This is a genomic window from Pseudomonas sp. NFPP24 (genome assembly GCF_900112095.1).
Lineage (GTDB): Bacteria > Pseudomonadota > Gammaproteobacteria > Pseudomonadales > Pseudomonadaceae > Aquipseudomonas > Aquipseudomonas extremorientalis.
In genome coordinates, this window is record NZ_FOKD01000015.1 from 45,927 (window position 1) to 68,666 (window position 22,740).

Sequence of the window (22,740 nt, forward strand, 5' to 3'; positions counted from 1 at the left end):
CCCACCCGCTGTGAAAAGGAGAAACATGAATGCTTGACCCAATCTTGAGCCGTTGGCTCGATGTTCAAGCGCAGGCCCTGGACGTGGGCAGTTGCGATCCACAGGAAGTGCTGCCACGGCTGGCAGAGGCCAATGTATTGCGTATCGGCGTGCCGGCTCAGCTTGGTGGCCTGGGTGGGGATGTGGCCGGCGCGGTGGAGGCTATCGCCAATGTTGCCAGCCATTCCCTGGCGGCGGCGTTTGTGTGCTGGGGCCAGCGTTCGTTTATCGAATATTTGCTGCAAAGCCCGAATGCGCAACTGCGTGAGCGACTCTTGCCGGACCTGCTCAGCGGCAAGTTGGCGGGGGCCACGGGGCTGTCCAACGCGATGAAGTTCTTGTCGGGTATTGAAGCCCTGCAGATCAGCGCCGAGCCTACCGACGACGGCTGGACCCTCAACGGCCGGCTGCATTGGGTCACCAACCTGCGCAAAAGCGGTTTTGTCGCTGCGGCTGCTATCGAGCATGCCGGGGGTGGTGCGCCGTTTATCCTGGCGATTCCGGATGCGGTGGCCGGCTTGCAGCGCTCCCGCGACCTGGAACTGCTGGGGTTGCAGTCCAGCAACACGGCGGCCCTGGGGCTCGAAGGCGTGGCGCTGAGTCGCGACTGGTTGCTGCATGAGGATGCACGCAAGTTTTTACCTGCGGTGCGCCCGGCGTTCCTTGGGTTGCAGTGTGGCATGTCCATCGGCCTGGCCCGGCGCTCCCTGGCGGAAGTGGCCAACCACCTGGGCGCGACCCGTACGGTGTTGCGCGAAGAGCTGGAGACGCTGCGCGGGACTTTGGATCACCTGGTCAGCGACCTGAAGAACGGCCTGTTGGCCGGGCGCTTTGCGGCCGAGCCGGCAGCGTTGTTCAAGCTGCGCATCGCCCTGGCCGAAACGGCCGCCCATGCTGTGCAACTGGAGTTGCAGGCCAGCGGCGGCAAGGCCTACCTCACCGCCCACGGCAGCGGCTTTGCGCGGCGCTGGCGTGAGTCGGCGTTCGTGCCGATCGTGACCCCGAGCCTGGTGCAATTGCGCACCGAGTTACAGCGCCAGGCCAATCTATGACGAACGCGGTATTGAACGCCCAGGGGATTTGCCTGGGGTACGCCGGCGGTCCAGTGTTGCAGGGCTTTGACCTGCAACTGCAGCCCGGCGAAGTGGTGTCGATCCTCGGTCCCAGCGGGGTAGGCAAGTCCAGCCTGCTGCGGGTGCTTGCCGGTTTGCAGGCGCCGCAGGGCGGCAGTGTGCGGGTGCTCGGTGAACCTGTGGATGGCCCTCACCCGCGTGTTGCGGTGGCGTTTCAGGACCCCAGCCTGCTGCCCTGGCTGAGCCTGGAAAAGAACGTTGCCTTCGGCCTGGACTTCGCCCGCCAGCCACACTTGAGCGTTGAGGAACGCCGCCAGCGTGTCGACCACGCCATCGCCGCCGTTGGCCTGGAGCATGCGCGCCAGCACTTCCCGGCGCAGCTTTCCGGCGGCATGGCCCAGCGTACGGCGCTGGCCCGTTGCCTGGCGCGCCAGCCCCAAGTGCTGTTGCTGGATGAGCCGTTCGGTGCCCTCGACGAGGTGACCCGCGCCGACATGCAGCACCTGCTGCTCAAGGTCAACCGCGAGCAGGGCTCGGCGGCCGTGTTGATCACCCATGACATTGATGAAGCGCTGCTGCTGTCGGACCGCATCCTGCTACTGGGCAACCGCCCGGCGCGGACGTTGGGCGAGTGGCTGATCGACCTGCCGCAACCGCGCGAAGAACAGGTGGAAGCCATCGGCGCGCTGCGCATCGATATCCTCAAAACCCTACGGCAGGCGAGCCGCCCTCAACCCAACCCCCTTGACCTGCTGGAGCCTGCCCATGTGCCTGGATGACCTGACCCACTCACGTCGCGACTTTCTCAAACTCTCCGCCGTGCTCAGTGCCGCCGGCGCCTTGCCGCTGCTGAGCAGTCTGCAGGCCCGCGCTGCCAGCGAGCCGGACGCACCCGTGCGCATTGGCTACTTGCCGATCACTGACGCCACGCCGTTGCTGGTGGCGCATAACAATGGCCTGTTCGAAGCCGAAGGCATCAAGGCCGAGCGCCCGGTGCTGCTGCGCAGTTGGGCGCAGGTGATCGAGGCGTTCATTTCGGGCCAGGTCAACGTGATTCACCTGCTGTCGCCAATGACCGTGTGGGCACGCTATGGCAGCAAGGTGCCGGCCAAAGTGGTGGCGTGGAACCATGTGGGTGGCTCGGGCCTGACCGTGGCGCCGGGCATCACCGATGTGAAGCAATTGGGCGGCAAGTCGGTGGCGATCCCGTTCTGGTATTCGATCCATAACGTAGTAGTGCAGCAACTGTTCCGCGACAACGGCCTCACGCCGGTGGCGCGGGCGGCGGGCAGTGCGATTGCGGCCAATGAGGTCAACCTCATCGTGCTGCCACCGTCGGACATGCCACCGGCGCTGGCCAGCCAGCGTATCGATGGCTATATCGTCGCCGAGCCGTTCAACGCCCTGGCGGAAAACCTCAAGGTCGGTCGCGTGCAGCGCTTCACCGGTGACGTGTGGCGCAACCACGCATGCTGCGTGGTGTTCATGCACGAGCACGACCTGACCAGCCGCCCGGAGTGGTCGCAGAAGGTGGTGAATGCCATCGTCAAGGCGCAGGTGTGGACCCGCGACAACCGCGAAGCGGCGGTGAAGCTGCTGTCCAAGGACGGCCCTAACCGCTATACCCCGCATGCCGAGCCGGTGTTGAGCAAAGTGCTGGCGCCCGCCGCGGCCGACCGTGTGGCCTACCTGGCCGACGGCGCGATCCAGCATGGGAGTTGGGATGAGCACCGCATCGATTTCCAGCCCTACCCATTCCCCAGCTACACCGAGGAACTGGTGCGCCGCCTGAAGGACACGCTGATCGAGGGCGACAAGAAATTCCTCGCCGACCTGGACCCGGCGTTTGTCGCCAAGGACCTGGTAGACGACCGTTTCGTGCGCAACGCCATTGAGTCCGTGGGCGGCATGAAGGCCTTTGGTTTGCCTGATGGGTTTGAGCGGCATGAGGAGATTGGCGTTTGAACAAACGGGAAATCCCGGGCTGGTTGCTCGGGTTGAGTGGCTTGGCGGGGTTGCTGTTGCTCTGGTGGCTGGGGGTGAAAGTGTTTGGCGCGGCGGACGGCTTGTCGGCACGCTTTTCCCTGGCCGCCACGGCCGCCAGCCTGTGGGAATTGCTCGGGCGCGGGGAGTTGTACCTGCACATCGCCGTGAGCCTCAAGCGTATTCTCGTTGGGTTGCTCCTGGCCTTGCTGGTCGGCGTGCCGCTGGGATTGCTGGTGGGCAGTTCGCGCAACCTGGAGGCGGCGACCACGCCGGCGTTCCAGTTCCTGCGCATGATCTCGCCGCTGTCGTGGATGCCCATCGTGGTGATGCTGATGGGGGTAGGCGACCAGCCGATCTATTTCCTGCTGGCCTTTGCTGCCGTATGGCCGATCATGCTCAACACCGCCGCCGGGGTGCGTCAGCTCGACCCACGCTGGTTGCAGTTGAGCGCCAGTTTGAGCGCGACCCGCTGGGAGACCTTGCGCCGGGTGATCATTCCCGGCGTGGTGGGGCATGTGCTGACGGGCGTGCGCCTGGCCATCGGCATTCTGTGGATCGTGCTGGTGCCGTGCGAGATGTTGGGAGTCAGTGCGGGGCTTGGGTATTACATCCTCGATACCCGTGATCGGCTGGCTTATTCGGAGCTGATGGCGATGGTGGTGTTGATCGGCTTGTTGGGCTTTGCGCTGGATGCCTTGGCGCGGTGGCTGCACCAGCGGTGGGTGCATGCTGGCTGATAGGGCAAACAACGGCCCGGATACATCCCCGGGCCGTTGTTTGCGGGAGAGCAGCAAGTAAGGTCAGCGTTCTACAAAAATATGTAGATCACCCGGAATGCCGCCTCCCCAGCCTACCGGTTTTGTAGGGTCTTGAGGCCGGCCAATTAACTGCTTGCCGACCTGCCCTTTGACGTTATCTGCGTTAGCCACGTAGATGCCGATGCTTTTTGTCAACTCAGCCAGGCCTGGTACATTTTCGCAAGTGTTCATATGGGCGCACCCAACCAGTGCGACCCATTTTTCAGTTCCTGAAGTCGCCTGGATGGTTTCCGAGGCATAGTAGTTGCACTCCCTGAGGCGGCGTTGCGAGCTTTCGCCCGTTGTTGTACGCTTTTTATGGGGCTGGTCTTTGTGTCGCGTGAGGAAGCAGTGATCAATGGGCATGACTTCTATGCCATTGGCCTCAAGCTTTCCGAGTAGTTCCTCAAGCGTCGGATTAGTTCGACGCCCTTGTTCACCCAGTACACCTATACCGTCATCCCGCAGGCCTTTCGGCGTATCGATAAGCCCTTCGAAATACACTTTCTTGACGCCTTGGTTCTTTAACGTTTCCACGTTAGCGAAAAGCACCTTGAAACTCGCCATCTGTGAGTGCTTTTCCCCCAACACTATGCCGTTAGAGGTTTTGAACGCCTTTTCAAACAGTGTTGGCACGCTGACGGATTTGGGCACCGATGGGATAAGAGGACGCTCCAGCTTGTTTATAGGGGGCAGGGCGTCATAAAATGCGTTCATTTCTTGTTTGAACTTGTTCATGGTTGCTTCTATGGTATCCGGTTCGAAATGGTCAAGCTCCAACTTGCCTTGCAAGCTTTCTACGTAGTCGCCCTTGGGTAATGGCTTTTTGATGTGTAACGGACGAGCGTCGGTATTCAAGGGGTTGAATCGATGACTTTTGTTGGGTTTTCTGTGTGTTGTGGGAGAGTTAGGATTCAAGGTGTCCTGCACGCTGAAATCCTTCAGTGGCGGGCCGTAAGGCTTCATCGTGACCGGGTCATAGGCGTACCGTTGCCCATTATGAATAATGCTGCTGGTCTCCAGGGTTTGCTCCCCGACCTTTAAGGTCCCCCATGTGACATCACCGTAAGGCGGCGGAGTCAAGCCTGCCGCAATCTTGGCTTTAGTAATGCCTTTGCGTGCGAGGCGGGTGCCCCCGAGCAACAAATCACCTACACCATTCAACGGGTTGAACTCACTGATAACGGTGGTTCCGACGATTCTCGAGCATTGCAGCGCCTTCTTCGTCATGGTGATGGCTTTGGTACCAACCTTGGCGACTTTCGCTGCGGCCGCTGCACCGGCAGTGACAAAACTGAAGACGTCCAGGAACAGGTCTGTTGCGCCGTCGATGTATTGACCCTCCTTGAAATTGCAAATCGCCGATCTGAGAGGGATCAAATCCAGGAAAAAGTTGGTCAAGGCCCATTCGGCATCCATCTGCTTATCGAAGCTGGTGACGCCCTTGGCTTGCTTGATGACGTCCCGATTATCAATGTGAAGGTGTTTCACAAAGGTATCTGCAATGGCCTGGGTTCGAGCGCTTGTGAAGGTGGAGGGGGTAGGCTGCGCTGATCCGGCTTGTGTGTTCTGGCTGAAGTCGGCATTGGCAACGGGTGTGAATTTCTCGATCGGATAGACCCGATTGGCATCGCGCTCACGCTCGCAGGTCAGGACACTGTTACTGACCTGCGTGATGGAATGCTTGCTCAGGTCCACCTCATACGTGGTGGTGCCATTCGCGCCAGTGGCCTTGACGTAGAGCTTTTCATTTTTATGGTGGAGGGTTCTGTCGGTGAAACCGAGGCCCAGGCGATAGGTATTGAGCTGATAGAACTCAAGCTGCCCGTACTCGAGGTTCTGCCTGTCAGCCAGTGGAAGCTGGGCGATCATATGTTTGATCGCTACGCCGATGCCTTTTTTCTTGTCGCTGATGGCCTGTGCAAGTTGGCTGTTGAATTCGGCATTGACTCCCAAATTGAGCGACTTGCCTTCCAGTGCGGCATTGATGCGCGGGTCTTGGCTCACCCATTCGTAGTTGTCCAATCCACTCATTGCAATGTCCAGGAGCGACATCATGCCCGCAGGCGCGCGATTCGGGTCGTAGACCGGTTGAATTGAAGGTTGCTTGGTGTCATGGACCTTCAGCAACTTTTCTTCAAACGGAACGCTTTCGCCAAACCGCTCCTTGAGGCGAGCGAGGGCGATATCCCTGCGGCTGGGCATTTCGGATTGGATCAGGCTGGAGGCGTCAATCTGCTCAATGGCCTGTTGGTTGAACGCGTTTCTGACCACCTCAATGTCGGCTGCGTTGTAACGTCCGGCCTGCTCCGGAGAAAGAACGCCATTGACCAGCCCCCATACTCGCAGGGCAGCGATCTGCGCACGTTGAGTGGCCTGCGGATTGTAAAGGGCGGCAGTTTCAGCTTCAGCCATGACTTGGTTAAAGGTCATGTTTTGCACTTTTCCTGGCGTCTTGGCCTCTATCGATGCTGCCGCGGTCCGCAGCCTGACCCAGGCGGCGCTGGCGTACACCACAGCGTCGGGAACGTCTTTGATCAAGAGTTCGGGGTGCTTCATTAAAAGCAACAGGTGTGCACCTGTTTTGGACATCTCGGCGGAGGTTCTACCTGATTTGCTCAGGTGCGTACTCAAGCCGTCTACAATCATCGATAAAGGCTTGCCCCAATGGGTTTTGTTGGACAAATCAAAACCGGCCACTTTATTAGGGTTAGGCTCGGTCAAGCACTCCGGGTCCATTTGCAGAATTATTGCTGTCTTGAGGCATTCGTACGCGCTTTCGCGGGTGGCAACCCAATTCATTTGCTTGCACAGGGTTTCAGCCATCAATAACCCCTCGGCAGTACCCATCAGCATTTCCCCCACTTGGATGGGATCACTCAGGACTCCCTCGGGAAGGGGGGCCTTGTAACGCAAAAACTCCAGCAACCCCCCCTTCACTCCCATGACCAAGGGCTTGTCACCGAGATGATGTTCGTAGTTCATGGCGAACTTACGCAGGCGCCCTTGATCAGCTGTGCTCAAGGGAATAGGCCAGCTCAACGCACCACCAAAATTGCCAAGGGGGTGTTCCAGAGCTCTGTCGATCAGGGCTCTGGCCAGGGCGATCAAGGAATAGTGGCTGTCCGGTACGGGGAGGCCGTTGGAGGTGATGTAGTTCTCCAGTGTGGTGGTTCTGCCGGCTTCCTCAGAGGAAGATGAGCCCGGCGCGACTTCCATCGACGTGGACTTGAGTGCCGTGAGGACAGCCAGCGGGGTGGCCGCTTCACCCAGTTGCGCCGCCAGCTCATTGAGTTTGCGTGCCAGGGTCCTGAAGTTCTTCTGATCTGCGAGCTGTTGCTTGAAGTCACCGCTGTCTGGGCAATTGTCTGTTTGTGGCTGGGGAGTGGGGCCTGCTGCCGAATCGAGGTGTGCGCTGGCGGTGTCTCGGAGGGTGGATAGAGATGGACCGTTAGGGTGGGGCGGTTGATACGTGTATGACTGCTGAGGCGAGCGAGTATGTAGTTGGGTCATTGTTGGGTACCTATTCAGACGTACTGAGAACAAGCGCCTGTCAACGGGAGGTTCCCTTTTCCCATGGCGCACCGCTGTGTGCTGAAAACGTCCGTTCGCGTTCCGGCTGCGGGTACCAGGTTTTGTAAGATCGGATGTAGGCGGGGAGTAGGCGGGCTGGTCAAGTGCAGTCAGTTCCGTACCGACGACAGCGTCAGCATTGCACTGTCAGGGAATATTTTCTGCTTACTCGGGCTGGGTTTATCGCAGCGTGCGCCAGACGAGCCAAAGCGTTTCATCACCTGTAACATGAGCGCCTATTGATCCCGTTCCACTCCCAGATACAGGACCCCCCTGATGACCCAAAAACAGCGTTTGAAATATTCGATTCTGATTGCCCTGGCCGTACTGGCGACGATGTTCGGCCTGTCCTATTTGCAGAACACCGGGGTCATCAGCGAGAAGACATTCCAGACCATCGCCATTGCCGTCGCAGTGGTCGTGGTGGTGATCAACGGCATCATGCGCCGCAAGGTCAAGCTTTAACGGCGATCAGGCGCGGCCTTCGAGTACCTTGGCAGCCTCTTCATGGAGGCTGTAGCTTTTGTCCGCATTGAGGGTGATCACACCTTCGCTGCACAGGCGCTTGAGTACCTCGCGCACGCTGAGAAACGACAACGGAATGCCCAGCTCCAGCAAGTGGCTGTGCACGCCGCGTACGCCAAGGGTGCGCTGGTTGTCGGCGGCGGTGAGCAGGGCGTCAATGACCTTCAGCCGGATCAGGCTGGTACGCAGGCCAAAACACTTGAGCAGATGGCGGATACGCTGGTTGCCTTGCTGTTCGGGCGTTTTGCCGAACGCTTGCGGGCCGCTGCCGAAACTGGCGTCGGCCGCGTGTGAATGTCCATCCGTGGGCACTTGCGGGTTGTACATGCAAAAACTCCTTATCAGAGCCTGATCAGGAAAAAATGAGCGCTCTTGGTTAATAAGACGAACGAGCGAGCGAAATCATGAAGTGTCGGATGTAGAAATTTCGTCGGTATCGGTTTTGTCACATCCCCATCGCCTTAAATAAACGACCCCGTGCATTAAATTATTCCCGGTGATTTGCGTTCTTACGGTGGGGTTATTGCCCCTTGTGAGACGGTTAAATCTGACGGTGGAGTCTGCGTGATTATTTCCAATGGGTTGTCCAGGGTCTGCATGGCCGGAGTGTTGCTGGGGTTGGGCCTGGCCGCCTCTGCGCGGGAGCAGGTGACGCCAGCGGCGGCGGACATCCGCCGCACCAGTTACGGCGTACCGCATATCCGCGCCAACGATGAACGTGGCCTGGGCTTCGGCATTGGCTACGCCTACGCCCAGGACAACCTGTGCCTGCTGGCCAATGAAGTCGTCACCGTAAACGGCCAGCGCGCCCGCTTCTTCGGCCCCGAGCAGGCGACCCTGGAAGAGCGCAACAACCTGGCCAGCGACCTGTTCTTTGGCTGGCTCAATACGCCGGATGCGGTGGCGGCATTCTGGAAGGCGCAGAGCCCGCAGATCCAGCAGCGTATTGAAGGTTATGTGGCCGGCTACAACCGTTATCTGAAAGAGCAGGGCGCGCCTGCGCAGTGCCAGGCGGCGTGGGTACGGCCACTGGTGGCTGAAGATCTGGTCAAGCTGACCCGCAGGCTGTTGGTCGAAGGCGGTGTCGGCCAATTCGCCGAAGCCCTGGTGGGTGCGGCGCCGCCTCAAGCAACCGCCAGTGTGTCGAGCAGTGCGAAGGCCTTTGATCAGGTCGTGGCCAATCAACAGCGTTTCGCCTTCGATCGTGGCAGTAACGCCGTGGCAGTGGGGCGTGACCGCTCGTTCAACGGGCGCGGCATGTTGCTGGCCAACCCGCACTTCCCCTGGGTGGGCGGCATGCGGTTTTACGAGATGCACCTGACCATCCCCGGCCAGCTGGATGTGATGGGCGCTGCGCTGCCGGGCCTGCCGGTGATCAATATCGGCTTCAACCAGCATGTGGCGTGGACCCACACCGTGGACACGTCCAAGCACTTCACCCTGTACCGCCTGACCCTGGACCCCAAGGACTCCACGCGCTACATGCTCGATGGCAAATCGGTCGCCCTGGATAAAACCACGGTGACCGTACAGGTCAAACAGGCCGATGGCAGCCTCAAGGACCAATCGCACACCGTCTATAGCTCTCAGTTCGGTCCAGTGGTGCAGTGGCCGGGCAAGCTCGATTGGGACAGCCACTACGCCTTCAGCCTGCGCGATGCCAACCTGGGCAACGACCGCGTGCTGCAACAGTGGTATGCGATGAACCGTGCCGGCAGCCTCAATGAGCTGAAAACCTCGGTACACACCCTGCAAGGCATCCCGTGGGTCAACACCCTGGCCGCCGATGACCAGGGCCAGAGCCTGTACATGAACCTGTCGGTGGTGCCCAACGTCAGCGCGGCCAAACTGGCGCAATGCAGCGACCCACGCGCCGGCCTGCAGATGATCATGCTCGACGGCGCCCATAGCGCCTGTGCCTGGGACGTTGATCCGCGCGCCGCCCAGGCCGGCATCTTCCCGGCCGAGCAGTTGCCGCAATTGCAACGCACCGATTACGTGCAGCACTCCAATGACTCGGCGTGGCTGGCCAACCCCAAGGCGCCGTTGACCGGTTTCTCCCCGCTGATCAGCCAGGACCATATCGGCCTCGGCCCACGCGCGCGCTTTGCCCTGCAACGCCTGCAATCCCTGGCTAAACCGATCAGCGTCAGCGACCTGCACAACATGGTGATGGACAACGAGGTGTACCTGGCCGGCCAAGTCATGCCCGATCTGCTCGCGTTCTGCGCCAGACACCTCGGCAGCGACGCCACTGCCTTGCACGCCCTGTGCTCCAGCCTGAAAACCTGGGACCAGCGCGCCAACCTCGACAGCGGCCTCGGCCTGGTGCACTTCATCAACCTGGTGCAGCACCTGCAGCAGATCCCCGACGCCTGGCGCGTGGCCTTCGACCCGGCCCAACCCCTCACCACCCCACGCGGCCTGGCCATCGACCGCGCCGATGTGGCCAAAGCCCTGCGCGAAGCCATGCTGGCCTCAACCGCCGACGTCGCCAAACGCGGCTTGACCGCCAGCAGCACTTGGGGTGAGGTCCAAGTCGCCGGGCAAACCCCGATCCACGGCGGCCCGCAGGAACTCGGCATCTACAACGCCATGCAAACCGTGCCCCGCGCCGACGGCAAGCGCGAAGTGGTCAGCGGCACCAGCTACCTGCAAATCGTCACCTTCGACGACCAGGGGCCCCATGCCCAAGGCGTGCTCGCGTTCTCCGAGTCCAGCAACCCGGCTTCCCCACACGCCAAGGACCAGACCCGAGCCTTCTCCCAAAAACAACTGCGCCCGCTGCCCTTCACCGAAGCCCAAATCAAGGCCGACCCGCAGTACCAACAACTGCGCATCAAGGAGTAGGGCAGGCCCGCAACCCCTTGATGCCAATACGAAATATTTTTGAAATCAAGGGGTTGCACGCCTAGGCAAATACGTACATAATGGCGCCCATCGAACGCAATGAAGCATTAAAAACTTCAATGTATTCAATGAGTTAGAGTAGAGGCAGGGTTGTACAGCCCACTCAAGTTTTTATGCGGTGAGTGTCAGCAGTCGGGACATTGATCGTTTGAGGCCGAGTAGCAAAATGGTTATGCAGCGGATTGCAAATCCGCCTACGCCGGTTCGATTCCGACCTCGGCCTCCACTCTTGAAAACCCCGCAGATTAGCGTCTGCGGGGTTTTTTATTGCCTGGACGAAAGTACGGGCGTGCCGATCAAGGTTTTTGCAGGGCACGTCCCGCAGGCATGGAAAAGCCCGCAATTGCGGGCCTCTCGCACACGACTTTCCGGCTTATTTAAACAGCCCACCGATTGCATTGATCGCATCCGCTGCCTTGTTCACGTTTTGTTGGTGCTGCGGGTTGGTATTCACTTGGGCCTGGGTGTTGTAACTGGCGTTACTGCAGCTTTTGTTTGTCTGGGTCAGCGCAGCTTGATAGGCGGTTGCGCGCAAGGTATCGCCCTTGGCATTGGCTGCATTGATGTTCGCCTGCAGGTCGCGGACCTGTTGCTGGCAGGAGGAGGCGTTATTGGAGTAATTGGTGTTATTGGTGGTGTTGTTTGCACCACCCAGAGCAGAGGACAGAGCCCCTGTCAGGGCACTCAAGTCAGCGGCTTGTGCCGATAGGGCGATCAGACTGAACAGGGCGGCGGATGGAGCGAGCTTGGAAAGACGCATGGCAAACCTCAATGTTTTATTGTCTGCACGCGCGTGGCTCCCGAGCTGGTGCAGAGCAATATCCGTATAAGGTGTGTGCTCGGTTGCGGCAAAATATTATTTGGTCAAATTTTGAGCTTCAATATCCAGTGTCAATAAATGTGAATTCTTTCACGTTGTTCGTCGGCTGCGCGCCATTGGGGTATGCCTCCTGTGATTACAGGATTTCAGACCTGGCGATGCGCTGGTCTTTCACCTCACCTGCATACGCGTGAAGCCTTTCCTGTTGCGCTGCCAGCAACGCGCAGATCTTCATCAGCGCCACGGCCTCATCCGGCGTCCGACCGCTGGCGGCTAAAGCCGTCAATTCAACCACCGACCAGCCAATCACAGCGGCGGCGTCCTCCAGGTCGTAGAACAATTCCTGCTGTGCCGTTCTGGGGCCGTCGAGCCCCTGGATCAGTTCTTTCATTTATTGCCCCTCCCACTTCAGGTCAAACCCCATGATATCCATCCCGATCTCCGCCAGATCGGTCTTGAATGGAATTTCTCCCATCAAACGCCTGATGTGTCACAACGTCCAGCCCAGCCCCAATGCCTTGTGCAGCGAAGCAAAATCCTTGAGCAGTTCCGCATCCCCGGAAATCCGGCTCTCCTGGGCCTGGTAGCGGGTGCGCTCCGCATCCAGCCAATCCAGGGTGCTGGCGGTGCCCGCACGGTAGCGTTGGCGGGTCAGGTCTGCCGCACGCACTGCCGAGGCTTCCACGCTGCGCAACAGCATCACGTTCTGGCGTTGATGGCCGTACCGCGCCAGGGCCACATCGGCGTCGCGCAGCGCACTCAGTACCACACTTTTGTACTGCGCGAGCGCTTCGGCGCGACCGGCTTCGGCACCTTTGACGCTGGCGGCCACGCGGCCGAAGTCCAGCGCGTTCCAGGTCAGGCGCGGCAGGATCAGCCAGGTACCGTTGTCCTTGCGGGCGAGGTGGCCGGGGTCACCGGCGGAGAATGACAGGTCGCCCATCAGGCTGAGCTTGGGAAACCAGTCGGCAGTTTTCTCGCCGATCTGCGCGTTGCTGGAGGCCAGTTTGCGTTCGGCGACGCGGATGTCTGGGCGGGCCTTGAGCAGGGCGGCGGGGTCTGCCACGGGTACCACACCGGGGATGGCGGGCAGGGCTTTGGCGGTGACGAGGCGGCCATCCAGTTCGCCGGGCTCTCGGCCGCAGAGCAGGCCGAGTTGATCCAGGGATTCAACGATGGCGGCTTGCAACGGCAGGCGCTGGGCCTGGGTGTTTTCTGCCTGGGTGAGGACTTGTTCCAGTTGCAGCTGTGAGGCCACGCCACGGCTGCGACGTTGCTGGGTCAGGTCGAGAGCCTGGTTTTCGATGTCGACACTCGCGTCTACCAACGCCAGGCGTGCCTGTTGGTCGCGCAGGTCGGTGTAGGCCTGCACCACTTCGGCGGCCAGTTGCACCTGGGCGTCGGCCAGTTGCGCCTGGGCAGCGTCGGCTTCGGCTTGCGCGGCTTCGACGGCGCGACGTGTGCCGCCGAACAGGTCGGCCTCCCAACTGGCATCGAAGCCGGCCAGGTAGAGCGTCAACGGCCCGCGACCGGCACCGCCGCCACCCAGTGCGGAGGTGTCGGGCGAGCGCAGTTTGAGCATCGCGGCGTCACCGGTGACCTTGGGCAGGGCGTCGGCCCGCGCACCGCTGAGGCTGGCGCGGGAGTGTTTCAAGCGGGCCTGGGCGGTGGCGATGTCGGGGCTGTTGTTCAGCGCCATCTCGACCAGCTCATTGAGCTGCGGGTCATTCAACGTTCGCCACCACTGCGCCACAGCCGGGGCGCTTGGCGCTTGGCGGTCGGCATGGGGCAAATGCCCGGCGGCCAGGGTTTTCGGCGCGGCGTCGGGTGCGCCTGAGTAGTCCGGGCCTACGGTGCAGGCCGACAGCAGGCCAACGGTCAGGAGCAGAGGAAACGAGCGAGCAATCATGGCTGTACCGTGCGCTTTTTCAGGATGAAGATCAGGGGCAGGCACGCCAGCATTGCGAGTCCCAATACGTAGAACGAATCGTTATAGGCCATCACCGAGGCTTGGCGGGCGATGTCGTTGGCTAGTTGGGCCATGGCTTGCAACGAGGCGGTGGAGGCGTCGCCGGTTTGTGCCAGGTAGCTGGCGGTGTTGCTGGCCATGTGGTCCTGGGTCAATTGGCTGTTGGCCAGGATGCCTTCGCGCAGCCGGTCGTCATGGAAGTGGCTGCGCCGGTCCATCAACACGCCGAGCAACGCCAGGCCAATGGTGCCGCCGAGGTTGCGCGACATGTTGTAGAGTCCGGCCGCGTCGCCGGCGTCCTTGGTCTCGACCGAACGCATGGACAGTTGGCTGAGGGGCATCATCACCAGGATCTGCCCGAAGCCGCGCAGCAACTGCGACCACACAAAATCATGGCCGACGCTGTCGGCGGTCAACAGGGTGTCTACAAAGCAACTGGCCCAGTACAGCAGCAGGCCGGCGCCGACCATCCAGCGCAGGTCGTAGCGGCCGAGCATTCGCGGCAGGATCGGCATCAGCAAAAATGCCGGAATCCCCGACAACAGCATGATCGCGCCGGACTGCTGCGCGTTGTAGCCGGACAGAATCCCGAGAAATTGCGGCACCAGATACGCCGTGCCATACAGCCCCGCACCCACCGCCGTACCGATCAGCAACACGCTGCCAAAGCTTTTGTTGAGCACCAGTGGCAGGCGCAGGATCGGCGTACTGGAGCGCAATTGCCCCACGGCAATCAGGAAAAAACCAGTGACCGTGGCAATGCTCAGCCACACGATCAGCAGCGAGTCGAACCAGTGCTCGCGCTGGCCTTCTTCCAGCACCACGGTCAGCGAACTCAAGCCCATGGCCAGGCCCAGAATGCCCAGCCAATCGGCGCTGATAAAGCGCTGCAGGTTCATGCGCTCGCTGGGCAGGCCGGTGATCAGCAGGGTGATCAGCGCGATGCTGATGGGCAGGTTGAGAAAGAAGCACCAGCGCCAGTTGATGTTCTCCGTCAGCCAGCCGCCGATCACCGGGCCGAGCAAGGGGCCGAGGATCACGGTCATGCCGAACATCGTGGTGCCGATGGCCAGTTGGTGGGGCGGCAGGCGCGTGCGCACGATGGTCTGCGCGGTCGGGATCATCGCGCCGCCGGCGAAGCCCTGGCCGATGCGTCCGGCGATCATCGCGCCAAGGCTGGTGGACAAGCCGCAGAACATCGAGAACAGGGTGAAGGTGAGTGCGGTGCCGATCAGAAACCGGCGCAGGCCGAAGACTCGGGTCAGCCAGGCCGCGAGCGGGATCATCACGATTTCCGACATCAGGTAGCCGGTGGCGATCCAGGTGCCTTCGGTGCCGGTGGCGCCGATCTGGCCCTGGATCTGCGGCAGCGCCGAGTTGGTGATCGACACATCCAGGGTCGCCAGCAGGGCGCCCAGTGCGCCGGCGGCGACGGCAATCCAGTCGGTCAGCGAGGCGTTGCGCGGTTTCTCGGCGGCCACCCCGGCCATGCTCGCCTCAGCCATGGTTCGCGTCTGCGGTGTGGGTGTGGGTGTGGGTGTCGACTTCCACGGTGGCCGACAGGCCTGGCATCAATGCGGCACGCAGGTCATCCGGTATGTCCAGGGCAATGCGCACCGGTACCCGTTGCACGATCTTGGTGAAGTTACCGGTGGCATTCGACGGCGGCAGCAGGGCGAACTGCGCGCCGGTGCCGGGCGCCAGGCTGTCGATGTGGCCTTGCAGGTCGCGGCCGGGCAGGGCGTCGACGTGCACGGTGACGGTCTGGCCGGGGCGCATGCCACCGATCTGGGTTTCCTTGTAGTTGGCGGTGAGGTAGATCGCGCTGATCGGCACCACGGTCAGCAAACGCGTACCAGGTTGCACGTACTGCCCCACGCGTACGCCACGGTCAGCCACACGGCCGTCCAGCGGGCTGCGGATGACCGCGTCGTCGACGTCCAGTTGGCTTTGCGCCTCGCTGGCCTTGGCGACGCCCAGTTGCGCCTGGGCCTGCTTGAGCTGGGCCTGCAACGTGCCGTAGCGAGTCTGGCTGGACCGCAGCGCCGCCTGTTTGGCCGCCACGGTGCTGCGGGCCTGTGCCAGTTGGTTGTTCAGTTGGGCCAGGCGCTCTTCCGGTTCGGCGCCCGAGCGGGCCAGCGGCGCGTAGCGGGCGACTTCGGTCTGCGCATGCCGGGCATCGGCCTCGGCGCCCTGCAATTGGGCGCGGGCTTCGGCGATGGTGGAATCCTGTTGCACCAGGTCGGCCTGGGCCTTGGCAAAGTCGGCATTGCGTGCGGCGATGGTCGCGGAGGCTTCGTCGCTCACGGCCTGGTACTTGCGCGCATCCAGGCGCACCAGCACGTCGCCACGCTTGACGTTCTGGTTGTCGCTCACCAGAACGTCGGCCACGTAGCCGTTGATCTTTGGTGCCACGCTGATGCTGTCGGCTTGCAGGTAGGCGTCGTCGGTGGTCTCGATAAACCGCCCGGTGATCCACCACCAGGCGCCCCATGACACGCCCGCCAGCACGGCGACGCCGGCCACGCTGAGCAGGATGCGCCGGGCCTTGCCACGTTGACCGTTGCCGGTTTCTTCAGGCATGACCTGAGGGGAGGGAGGTGCAGCCGACATCGAGGTCACTCCAGATTTATAACGAGTGGAATAAATTCCTTTTTTCGCGAATTTTTGTCAACTGGTATATTTTGGTCCGGTATTCGAAGGGAGCTGCACATGGCACGACACAAACCTGCCGCCGAGGGTGGTTACCAGCGCGGCGAAGAAACCCGCGCCCGCATTATCGAGGCGGCTGTCGAGGTATTCGGCGCGCGTGGCTACGATGGGGCGTCCACGCGTGATATCGCCACGGCTGCCGGCGTCAACGCACCTGCGATCCAGTACTACTTCGATGGCAAGGAAGGCGTGTACCTGGCGTGCGTCGAGCACTTGATCACGCTGCTGTGGCGCAAGATGTCGCCGCCGGTGGAGGCGGCGGAAAGCGTGCTGGCCGATGCCGATTCCGGCGACAACGCGCTGATCGACGCCTCGCTGGGCATCCTGGGCACCGTGGTTTCAACCATCCAGGACAGCCCGCAAACCACGGCCTGGCGTGCGTTCATGGATCGCCACCAGGCCGGCTTGTGCCCGCAAAGCGCAACGATGGCTTTCGAGGAGCGTTTCAAGGCGCGTATTGCGCGGGTCATCCGCCAACTGATCGCACGCGTGGCCGGCCTGGCGCTGGAGGATGAGCGCACAGTGATCCATTCCATGGCGCTGTTTACCCAGGGCCTGGCGTTCCGCATCCAGAAGCCCAAGCTGCTGGAGGCGTTGCAGTGGAGCGAAGTGAACCAGAAGGAAATGGAACAGGTGCGGGAGGTGGTGCTGATGCAGGCGCGGTTCACTTTGGAAGGGCTGGCCCGGCACCGGGACCAGCACGCCTCCCGTTAATCGGCGGTTGCCGCCTACTTGCCGCCTGTCACGTCCAGAAAGGTCCCGGTGATGAACGACGCTTCCTTACCGGCCAGCCACAGGATAGCGCGGGCCACCTCTTCGGGTTCGCCGCCACGGCCCATGGGAATGCTGTCCTTGACCCGATCCACACGCCCCGGTTCGCCGCCGCTGGCGTGCATGTCGGTGTAGATATGCCCAGGCCGTACGCAGTTGACGCGTATGCCTTCGCGCGCGACTTCCTTGGACAGCCCGGTGGTGAATGTCTCCAGGGCACCCTTGGAGGCAGCGTAATCGACATACTCGTTGGGGCTGCCTAGCCGGGCGGAGGCGGAGGACACGTTGATCACGCTGCCACCCGTGCCATTGTGGCGCAGCGACATGCGTTTCACCGCGTGCTGCGCGCACAGCATCGGGCCGATGGCATTGATCGCGAAGATGCGCTGCATGCGGGCAAAGTCGAGGTCTTCAAAGCGTGACTGCAGGGCAATGATCGCGGCGTTGTTGACCAGCACATCGATACGGCCAAACGTCTGGTCAATGGCTGCGAACAGCTGCGCGACCTGAGCAGGGTCCGCACTGTCGGCGCGGATGGCCAAGGCACGGTGCCCCAACGCTTGCACATCCGCCACCACGCCGAGCGCCGCCGCCTCGTTGCTGACGTAGCTGATCGCGACATCGTAGCCTTGCGCCGCTGCAAGGCGCGCGGTTGCCGCGCCGACACCGCGGCTGCCGCCGGTAATCAGAATCAGCGGTGTCGAAGACACAGTACTCATTGCTTGGACCTCCTTTGAGGGGTTAAGGATCAGCCTATCAGCATCGTGCCGGTCGCAATGACCACGCACGCCAGGACTTTGCGGACAGTCAGCGACTCGCCCAAAAACAAATAACCGATCAAGGCCGCGAACAGCACGCTGGTTTCGCGCAGGGCCGAAACGGCGCCCATCGGCGCGTGGGACATGGCGTAAATGACGATGCCGTAGGCCAGGAGGGACACAAGCCCCCCGATCAAGGCCGTGATGACGCCGGGGCGTGGTGCGAAGAGGCTGCGTGTATCGCGCAGGCCGATGTACACCAGGGGCATCAATACGCCCCAGAGCGCACACATCCATACGGTGTAGGCCATCGGTGCGCCGGACAGCCTCGCGCCAATACCGTCCGTGACGCTGTAGGCCGCGATGAAAAAACCCGTGCCCAGGGCGTAGGGCAGGCTGGGCACCGCCCGTCTGCGCTGTCTGAAGGCTAGAGAAATAATGCCGCCGGATACCAGCACGATGCCGATCAGAGCGCTCGTGCTGAGCGTTTCACCGGCAAACACCAAGGCGCAAAGCGTGATCAGAATGGGCGAGGAACCGCGTGCGATCGGGTACGTCTGCCCCAGGTCGCCCACCTTGTAGCTTCGCACCAGGAACAGGTTATAGCCCACGTGCAACACGCCAGACAGCACGGCGTAGGGCCAACTGGCTGGCGCGGGAGGGGCGAGAAACACGGCGATGACACTGCTGGCGATGGCGACCGCCACGCACATCATGGTCATTGACCACAGCCGGTCGGCGCCGACACGCAACAATGCGTTCCAGCTGGCATGCAAGAGGGCGGCGAAGAGGATGAGTAGAACGATGGGTAAAGGCATGCGCCATGGTAAACACCACAAGGGCGTGTTTAACAGCGAAGTCCTTTCATCCTGTCATGAATGAATGTTCATGCATCACTGATAATTTTGCTGTGCCTGCATCGACTCGGCCAACAGCCAGTTACGAAAGCTGATGATGTGTGGCTGGGTTTCGATCCCTTTGGGGCAGACAAAGTAGTAGCCGACCGGCGACGCGAACGGCAGCTCAAACAGCCTGATCAGGCGGCCGTCGTTGATTTCAGCTTCAACATGGCCGCTTCGCGCCAGCGCAATACCTTGGCCCAGCAGCGCCGCCTCGATGGTCATGTTGGTGTCAGCGAACCTGACGCTTTCCTTGAGGGGTGCAATGCTGACGCCGATATGCTCGAACCAGGCGTCCCACTTGGGCACCAGGTCTGCGCCGTCGCGCGTCAGCAACGGGTAACGCAGCAGCTCAGCGGGCTCGTGGGGCGCGCCGAAACGGTTGAGCAGATCCGGGCTCGCCACCGGGAAGATCTGCTCGCGGAGCATGAATTCCGAGTGCAGGCCGGGATAATTGCCGTTGCCCAGCCGGATGGCCACATCCGGGTCTGAGCTGGAGAACTTGATGGCCTTGTCGCTGGTCTCCAGCGTGATCAGGATTTCCGGATGTTGCTGCGACAGGCTGGGCAACCTGGGCAGCAGCCATTTCAAGGCAAACGAATACGTGGTGCTGACCTTAAGGCGAACCCGGCCTTTTTGTTCCCGCAAGTCAGCCAGGGTGGCCTCAAGGTTCATGAAAAACTCGCGCACGATGGGCGCCAGTGCGGCCCCGGCCGGAGTCAGCCGCAACGCCTTGCCGCGCTGGAACAGCTGCAGGCCCCACAGGTCTTCGAGGTGCTTGAGTTGGTGGCTGACGGCGCTCTGGGTCACATGCAACTCTTCTGAAGCCGATGTGAACGTCGCATGCCGGGTCGCTACTTCGAAAGCTCGCAGCGTGGCGGTGGGCGGTAGATCTCTCATGACTGGGTCCGGGTCGGGTGCTGGCGATTAATCGGCATGAATACAGGTTCATGGTAATGGATTGGCAGGCTTTCACAGAAGCCGCAGACCATGGCCTTGTGAATTGTTGTGAAGCACAGATTAATGGCCCATTGCCCATGCTAACGTCTGCTCCTGGCTATCGTCAGCACGACGATTTCATTCGTACCATCAGGGGAGCAGCGCCGATGTCTACCACCGTAACGCCCGCCGGCAGCGGGGCAAACACGCCTAAAGCGTCACCGTCGGTGTTCGATGACAAGTTGAACATCGCCAAGTCCAGCAAAGTGATTGCCGACTACATGCGCCAGACCGGCAAGTCGGCCATTACCAAGCAGGAACTGACCCAACTGGCCAACAACGCCTCGGGCAAGGTGCCGGCCGAAGTCTGCGATGCGGCCAAGTACATGGAGCGTCATCCTGACGTCTTCACTGCCATCGAAACCCACGATGTGCCGGGCGCCGATAACCTCTCCGGCGTGTGGAACTTCGATTGGGCCGCCAACGGTGGATTGAACGGTACGTCGACCGACGCGATTGCGAAGATGCAAGACACGTTCGATTTCGCGATTGCCAAGTCTGCGCAGATCACCGAGATTTCCACGGGTAAAAAAGCCGAGCTGGATTCGACCAAACAACGGCCGCAGAACTAAAACAGTGCGTTGTACTGTCCCTTGCCAACGGGTTACACGATAGCCCAGGCAAAGAAAAGCCCGCGTGGGGAGCGCGGGCTAAAGGGATGTTCATTAGGAGCTGAGGCCACCCTAGGCGCTTGTCTGTGAAAGGTTTGTGAAAACCACGGCAAAAAAGTGTATGCCTCAATCCCGCCATGGCTGTACGGGGCAGGGCGGTCGATAACCCTCTACTGTCGCAGGCATACCACTGCCGTTTGGATGCCGCGTCATGTTCATGTCTACCAGCCTGTTGTCCGCCTTTGTGCTGTTTGCCTTCGTGTCCTCGATCACGCCCGGGCCCAATAACACCATGCTGCTCGCCTCGGGGGTGAACTTCGGCTTTCGCCGCTCGATGCCCCATGCATTGGGGATCAGCATCGGTTTCATGCTGCTGGTGATTTCGGTGGGGCTGGGGCTGGGCGAAGTGTTCAAGGTGTTCCCGTGGGCCTACACGGTGTTGCGCTACGTGGGGGCTGCGTACTTGCTGTACCTGGCGTGGAAGATCGCGACGGCGGACGGCATGTCCGACAGCCCTGATGAACAGGGCAAACCCATGACTTTCCTCGGCGCGGCGGCGTTCCAGTGGGTGAACCCCAAGGCCTGGATCATGGCGCTGGGCGCAATCACCACCTACACGCCGGCCGAAGGTTACGTCACCAATGTGCTGGTGATCGCGCTGGTGTTCGCCGTGGTCAACCTGCCCAGTGTGTGTGTATGGGTCGGATGTGGCAGCGGCTTGCGCAACGTGCTGCGTGAGCCGCGCTGGTTGCGCCTGTTCAACTGGACGATGGCCGGGTTGCTGATGCTGTCGCTGTACCCGATGCTGTTTGCCGGCTGAGCGTCAGACCGGCGAGATGGTCGCGAGCAGGCCGATGCCGATGGTCAGTACCAAAAAGCCGAACAGGAAAAGTGCCATCTTGGTCATAAGGCCTCCGAAGGGAAGGGAGTGGGGATGGGGCCATTGTCCGCCCAGACGGCGTTTCGATACAGACGCAGATAGCAAAGAAAAAACCGTATCAGATGCGCTTGCCGCTGTTCAGCCGGGGGCTTTCAGCGCGTGTGGCTGTTTCAGGATCAGCGCCGGACATCAAACGATAAGTACGCTGTGGCGAGCGGGCTTGTCCCGCGTTGGCCTGTGAAACAGCCCCAAAACCAGCGGCCAGAGAGTGCCTGACTCAGCGCATTCCTCAATCCAGGCTCGCTTCGCAACCCAACGCGGGACAAGCCCGCTCGCCACAGCTACAGTGTTCGCCCTTAATGGCCGGTTTTTCAAAGACCTCAACAATAAGAGTGGGCCAACCCTCGATGCAAAGACGTCAATTCAGCGGTGGCATGAAAGGCAAGAACCTGCGCTACCTCAACGAAACCCAACAGCCGGCGTCGGTCACCTGCGTCGGCTTCCTGTTGCTTGAACATTTCTCCCTGCCGGCGTTCACCCAGACCCTCGACACCTTCGTTACCGCCAACCTGCTGCGCCCCGACCTGTTCGCCTCACGCACCTTCGGCTGTGAGGATGGCGAAGTCATCAGCGACCTGGGCCTGGTGATACGCCCCGATGCGCGCCTGGATGCCGGAGCATTGCACGACTTGGACCTGCTGGTGATCTGTGGCGGTTTCCGTACCGAACTCAAGGCCGGCGTAGCCTTCATCCAGTTGCTGCACACCGCCGCCGAACAGGGCATCAGCCTTGCGGGGCTGTGGAACGGCGCCTGGTTCCTCGGCCGTGCCGGCCTGTTGCAAGGCTATCGCTGCGCCATCCACCCCGAACACCGTCCGGCGCTGGCGGAAGTCTCCAAGGCGACCCACGTCACCAGCGAACCCTACGTGATCGACCGCGACCGCCTCACCGCTTCCAGCCCGTCCGGGGCCTTCCATATGGCGCTGGACTGGATCAAGGGCCTGCATGACAAGGCACTCGTCGAAGGCATCGAAGACATCCTGGCCTTCGAAGAGTCCCGCTACCGCCGCATCAAACCCACCGAAAACGTCAGCGTCAGTGCGCCGTTGCGTGAAGTGGTGAAACTGATGGACGCCAACCTCGAAGAACCTTTGGAGCTGGACCAACTGGCGGTCTACGCCGGCCGCTCGCGGCGCCAGTTGGAGCGCTTGTTCAAGGAACAACTGGGCACCACCCCGCAGCGGTACTACATGGAACTGCGCGTGACCGAGGCGCGGCGGCTGTTGCAGCACACCGAGTTGTCGCAGGTGGAGGTGCTGGTGGCATGTGGGTTCGTGTCGCCGAGCCATTTCAGCAAGTGCTATAGCTCGTACTTCGGATATCGCCCCTCGAAGGAGAAGCGGTTGGTCAAGTAAAGT

General features: G+C 61.2%; 20 protein-coding genes and 1 tRNA gene. 11 read left to right on the forward strand and 10 right to left on the reverse strand.

All coding sequences use genetic code 11. From position 1 onward, the window contains the following. Positions 1 to 29 precede the first annotated feature (29 nt). The 4 genes from BM026_RS25700 to BM026_RS25715 are packed head-to-tail and all read left to right on the forward strand — an operon-like array spanning position 30 to position 3,835. On the forward strand, positions 30 to 1,091 hold the full coding sequence (locus BM026_RS25700; RefSeq protein ID WP_093121120.1) for an acyl-CoA dehydrogenase family protein: 1,062 nt from the start codon (positions 30 to 32) through the stop codon (positions 1,089 to 1,091). Continuing rightward, positions 1,088 to 1,891, forward strand: a complete 804-nt coding sequence (locus tag BM026_RS25705; protein ID WP_093513311.1) for an ABC transporter ATP-binding protein — start codon at positions 1,088 to 1,090, stop codon at positions 1,889 to 1,891. The genes BM026_RS25700 and BM026_RS25705 overlap by 4 nt, the downstream gene beginning before the upstream one ends. Further along, a complete protein-coding gene (locus BM026_RS25710; RefSeq protein WP_093530513.1) occupies positions 1,878 to 3,077 on the forward strand; it encodes an ABC transporter substrate-binding protein in 1,200 nt (399 codons plus the stop codon). The genes BM026_RS25705 and BM026_RS25710 overlap by 14 nt, the downstream gene beginning before the upstream one ends. A gap of 11 nt (positions 3,078 to 3,088) precedes the next feature. Continuing rightward, positions 3,089 to 3,835 (forward strand): ABC transporter permease, encoded by a 747-nt coding sequence (locus BM026_RS25715; protein ID WP_175507978.1) that lies wholly within the window; start codon positions 3,089 to 3,091, stop codon positions 3,833 to 3,835. A 63-nt stretch (positions 3,836 to 3,898) separates the two neighbouring features. Here BM026_RS25715 and BM026_RS25720 read toward each other — a convergent pair whose 3' ends face one another. After that, a complete protein-coding gene (locus BM026_RS25720; protein ID WP_093530517.1) occupies positions 3,899 to 7,408 on the reverse strand; it encodes a membrane-targeted effector domain-containing toxin in 3,510 nt (1,169 codons plus the stop codon). A gap of 336 nt (positions 7,409 to 7,744) precedes the next feature. Here BM026_RS25720 and BM026_RS25725 point away from each other — a divergent pair, with 336 nt between their 5' ends. After that, a complete protein-coding gene (locus tag BM026_RS25725; RefSeq protein WP_010210250.1) occupies positions 7,745 to 7,933 on the forward strand; it encodes a hypothetical protein in 189 nt (62 codons plus the stop codon). A 6-nt stretch (positions 7,934 to 7,939) separates the two neighbouring features. Here BM026_RS25725 and BM026_RS25730 read toward each other — a convergent pair whose 3' ends face one another. Then, positions 7,940 to 8,320, reverse strand: coding sequence for a fe2+ zn2+ uptake regulation protein (locus tag BM026_RS25730; RefSeq protein WP_093121115.1), 381 nt, complete (start codon positions 8,318 to 8,320; stop codon positions 7,940 to 7,942). A gap of 237 nt (positions 8,321 to 8,557) precedes the next feature. Here BM026_RS25730 and BM026_RS25735 point away from each other — a divergent pair, with 237 nt between their 5' ends. Both BM026_RS25735 and BM026_RS25740 read left to right on the forward strand, forming a co-directional pair. Further along, positions 8,558 to 10,843: a bifunctional acylase PvdQ gene (locus BM026_RS25735; protein WP_093530519.1), complete on the forward strand. Its 2,286-nt coding sequence runs from the start codon at positions 8,558 to 8,560 to the stop codon at positions 10,841 to 10,843. A 212-nt stretch (positions 10,844 to 11,055) separates the two neighbouring features. Next, a tRNA-Cys gene (locus tag BM026_RS25740) sits at positions 11,056 to 11,129 on the forward strand. Between the two features lie 147 nt (positions 11,130 to 11,276). Here the strand turns inward: BM026_RS25740 and BM026_RS25745 are convergent. From BM026_RS25745 to BM026_RS25765, 5 genes are all read right to left on the reverse strand, one after another. Further along, a complete protein-coding gene (locus BM026_RS25745; protein WP_071488186.1) occupies positions 11,277 to 11,663 on the reverse strand; it encodes a DUF1090 family protein in 387 nt (128 codons plus the stop codon). Between the two features lie 196 nt (positions 11,664 to 11,859). Next, entirely contained in the window at positions 11,860 to 12,114 is a 255-nt protein-coding gene (locus BM026_RS25750) for a hypothetical protein (RefSeq protein ID WP_093121067.1), read from the reverse strand. 99 nt (positions 12,115 to 12,213) lie between these two features. Further along, positions 12,214 to 13,632: an efflux transporter outer membrane subunit gene (locus tag BM026_RS25755; RefSeq protein WP_093530521.1), complete on the reverse strand. Its 1,419-nt coding sequence runs from the start codon at positions 13,630 to 13,632 to the stop codon at positions 12,214 to 12,216. After that, positions 13,629 to 15,197: a DHA2 family efflux MFS transporter permease subunit gene (locus tag BM026_RS25760; protein WP_083351452.1), complete on the reverse strand. Its 1,569-nt coding sequence runs from the start codon at positions 15,195 to 15,197 to the stop codon at positions 13,629 to 13,631. Before BM026_RS25760 ends, BM026_RS25755 begins: the two co-directional genes overlap by 4 nt. Next, on the reverse strand, positions 15,190 to 16,305 hold the full coding sequence (locus BM026_RS25765) for an HlyD family secretion protein (protein WP_093530523.1): 1,116 nt from the start codon (positions 16,303 to 16,305) through the stop codon (positions 15,190 to 15,192). The genes BM026_RS25760 and BM026_RS25765 overlap by 8 nt, the downstream gene beginning before the upstream one ends. 99 nt (positions 16,306 to 16,404) lie before the next feature. Between BM026_RS25765 and BM026_RS25770 the strand changes: the two genes are divergently transcribed. Continuing rightward, positions 16,405 to 17,118, forward strand: a complete 714-nt coding sequence (locus BM026_RS25770) for a CerR family C-terminal domain-containing protein (RefSeq protein WP_093530525.1) — start codon at positions 16,405 to 16,407, stop codon at positions 17,116 to 17,118. A 14-nt stretch (positions 17,119 to 17,132) separates the two neighbouring features. Here the strand turns inward: BM026_RS25770 and BM026_RS25775 are convergent, their stop codons facing one another. The 3 genes from BM026_RS25775 to gcvA all read right to left on the reverse strand — a co-directional run bounded on the left by BM026_RS25775 (position 17,133) and on the right by gcvA (position 19,732). Continuing rightward, positions 17,133 to 17,894, reverse strand: coding sequence for an SDR family oxidoreductase (locus tag BM026_RS25775; RefSeq protein WP_092243834.1), 762 nt, complete (start codon positions 17,892 to 17,894; stop codon positions 17,133 to 17,135). 29 nt (positions 17,895 to 17,923) lie between these two features. Beyond that, positions 17,924 to 18,751, reverse strand: coding sequence for a DMT family transporter (locus tag BM026_RS25780; protein ID WP_093530527.1), 828 nt, complete (start codon positions 18,749 to 18,751; stop codon positions 17,924 to 17,926). A gap of 75 nt (positions 18,752 to 18,826) precedes the next feature. Continuing rightward, positions 18,827 to 19,732 carry a transcriptional regulator GcvA gene (gene gcvA, locus BM026_RS25785; RefSeq protein ID WP_092243828.1) on the reverse strand — a complete coding sequence of 302 codons (906 nt, stop codon included), beginning with the start codon at positions 19,730 to 19,732 and terminating at the stop codon, positions 18,827 to 18,829. Between the two features lie 206 nt (positions 19,733 to 19,938). Here gcvA and BM026_RS25790 point away from each other — a divergent pair, with 206 nt between their 5' ends. The 3 genes from BM026_RS25790 (at position 19,939) to BM026_RS25800 (ending at position 22,737) form a co-directional block, all read left to right on the forward strand. Next, on the forward strand, positions 19,939 to 20,403 hold the full coding sequence (locus tag BM026_RS25790) for a hypothetical protein (RefSeq protein WP_092243825.1): 465 nt from the start codon (positions 19,939 to 19,941) through the stop codon (positions 20,401 to 20,403). A 250-nt stretch (positions 20,404 to 20,653) separates the two neighbouring features. Continuing rightward, the gene (locus BM026_RS25795; RefSeq protein WP_093530529.1) at positions 20,654 to 21,262 is read left to right on the forward strand and encodes a LysE family translocator; all 609 of its coding nucleotides are present in this window, start codon (positions 20,654 to 20,656) and stop codon (positions 21,260 to 21,262) included. A 467-nt stretch (positions 21,263 to 21,729) separates the two neighbouring features. Continuing rightward, positions 21,730 to 22,737, forward strand: coding sequence for a GlxA family transcriptional regulator (locus BM026_RS25800; RefSeq protein ID WP_093530531.1), 1,008 nt, complete (start codon positions 21,730 to 21,732; stop codon positions 22,735 to 22,737). Positions 22,738 to 22,740: the final 3 nt, after the last annotated feature.

Excerpts from the sequence above, each read along its gene's own strand:
- BM026_RS25700 (WP_093121120.1), top strand. The coding sequence starts at position 30 with ATGCTTGACCCAATCTTGAGCCGTTGGCTCGATGTTCAAGCGCAGGCC.
- BM026_RS25705 (WP_093513311.1), top strand. The coding sequence starts at position 1,088 with ATGACGAACGCGGTATTGAACGCCCAGGGGATTTGCCTGGGGTACGCC.
- BM026_RS25710 (WP_093530513.1), top strand. The coding sequence starts at position 1,878 with ATGTGCCTGGATGACCTGACCCACTCACGTCGCGACTTTCTCAAACTC.
- BM026_RS25720 (WP_093530517.1), bottom strand. The coding sequence starts at position 7,408 with ATGACCCAACTACATACTCGCTCGCCTCAGCAGTCATACACGTATCAA.
- BM026_RS25725 (WP_010210250.1), top strand. The coding sequence starts at position 7,745 with ATGACCCAAAAACAGCGTTTGAAATATTCGATTCTGATTGCCCTGGCC.
- BM026_RS25730 (WP_093121115.1), bottom strand. The coding sequence starts at position 8,320 with ATGTACAACCCGCAAGTGCCCACGGATGGACATTCACACGCGGCCGAC.
- BM026_RS25745 (WP_071488186.1), bottom strand. The coding sequence starts at position 11,663 with ATGCGTCTTTCCAAGCTCGCTCCATCCGCCGCCCTGTTCAGTCTGATC.
- BM026_RS25750 (WP_093121067.1), bottom strand. The coding sequence starts at position 12,114 with ATGAAAGAACTGATCCAGGGGCTCGACGGCCCCAGAACGGCACAGCAG.
- BM026_RS25755 (WP_093530521.1), bottom strand. The coding sequence starts at position 13,632 with ATGATTGCTCGCTCGTTTCCTCTGCTCCTGACCGTTGGCCTGCTGTCG.
- BM026_RS25760 (WP_083351452.1), bottom strand. The coding sequence starts at position 15,197 with ATGGCTGAGGCGAGCATGGCCGGGGTGGCCGCCGAGAAACCGCGCAAC.
- BM026_RS25765 (WP_093530523.1), bottom strand. The coding sequence starts at position 16,305 with ATGTCGGCTGCACCTCCCTCCCCTCAGGTCATGCCTGAAGAAACCGGC.
- BM026_RS25770 (WP_093530525.1), top strand. The coding sequence starts at position 16,405 with ATGGCACGACACAAACCTGCCGCCGAGGGTGGTTACCAGCGCGGCGAA.
- BM026_RS25775 (WP_092243834.1), bottom strand. The coding sequence starts at position 17,894 with ATGAGTACTGTGTCTTCGACACCGCTGATTCTGATTACCGGCGGCAGC.
- BM026_RS25780 (WP_093530527.1), bottom strand. The coding sequence starts at position 18,751 with ATGCCTTTACCCATCGTTCTACTCATCCTCTTCGCCGCCCTCTTGCAT.
- gcvA (WP_092243828.1), bottom strand. The coding sequence starts at position 19,732 with ATGAGAGATCTACCGCCCACCGCCACGCTGCGAGCTTTCGAAGTAGCG.
- BM026_RS25790 (WP_092243825.1), top strand. The coding sequence starts at position 19,939 with ATGTCTACCACCGTAACGCCCGCCGGCAGCGGGGCAAACACGCCTAAA.
- BM026_RS25795 (WP_093530529.1), top strand. The coding sequence starts at position 20,654 with ATGTTCATGTCTACCAGCCTGTTGTCCGCCTTTGTGCTGTTTGCCTTC.
- BM026_RS25800 (WP_093530531.1), top strand. The coding sequence starts at position 21,730 with ATGCAAAGACGTCAATTCAGCGGTGGCATGAAAGGCAAGAACCTGCGC.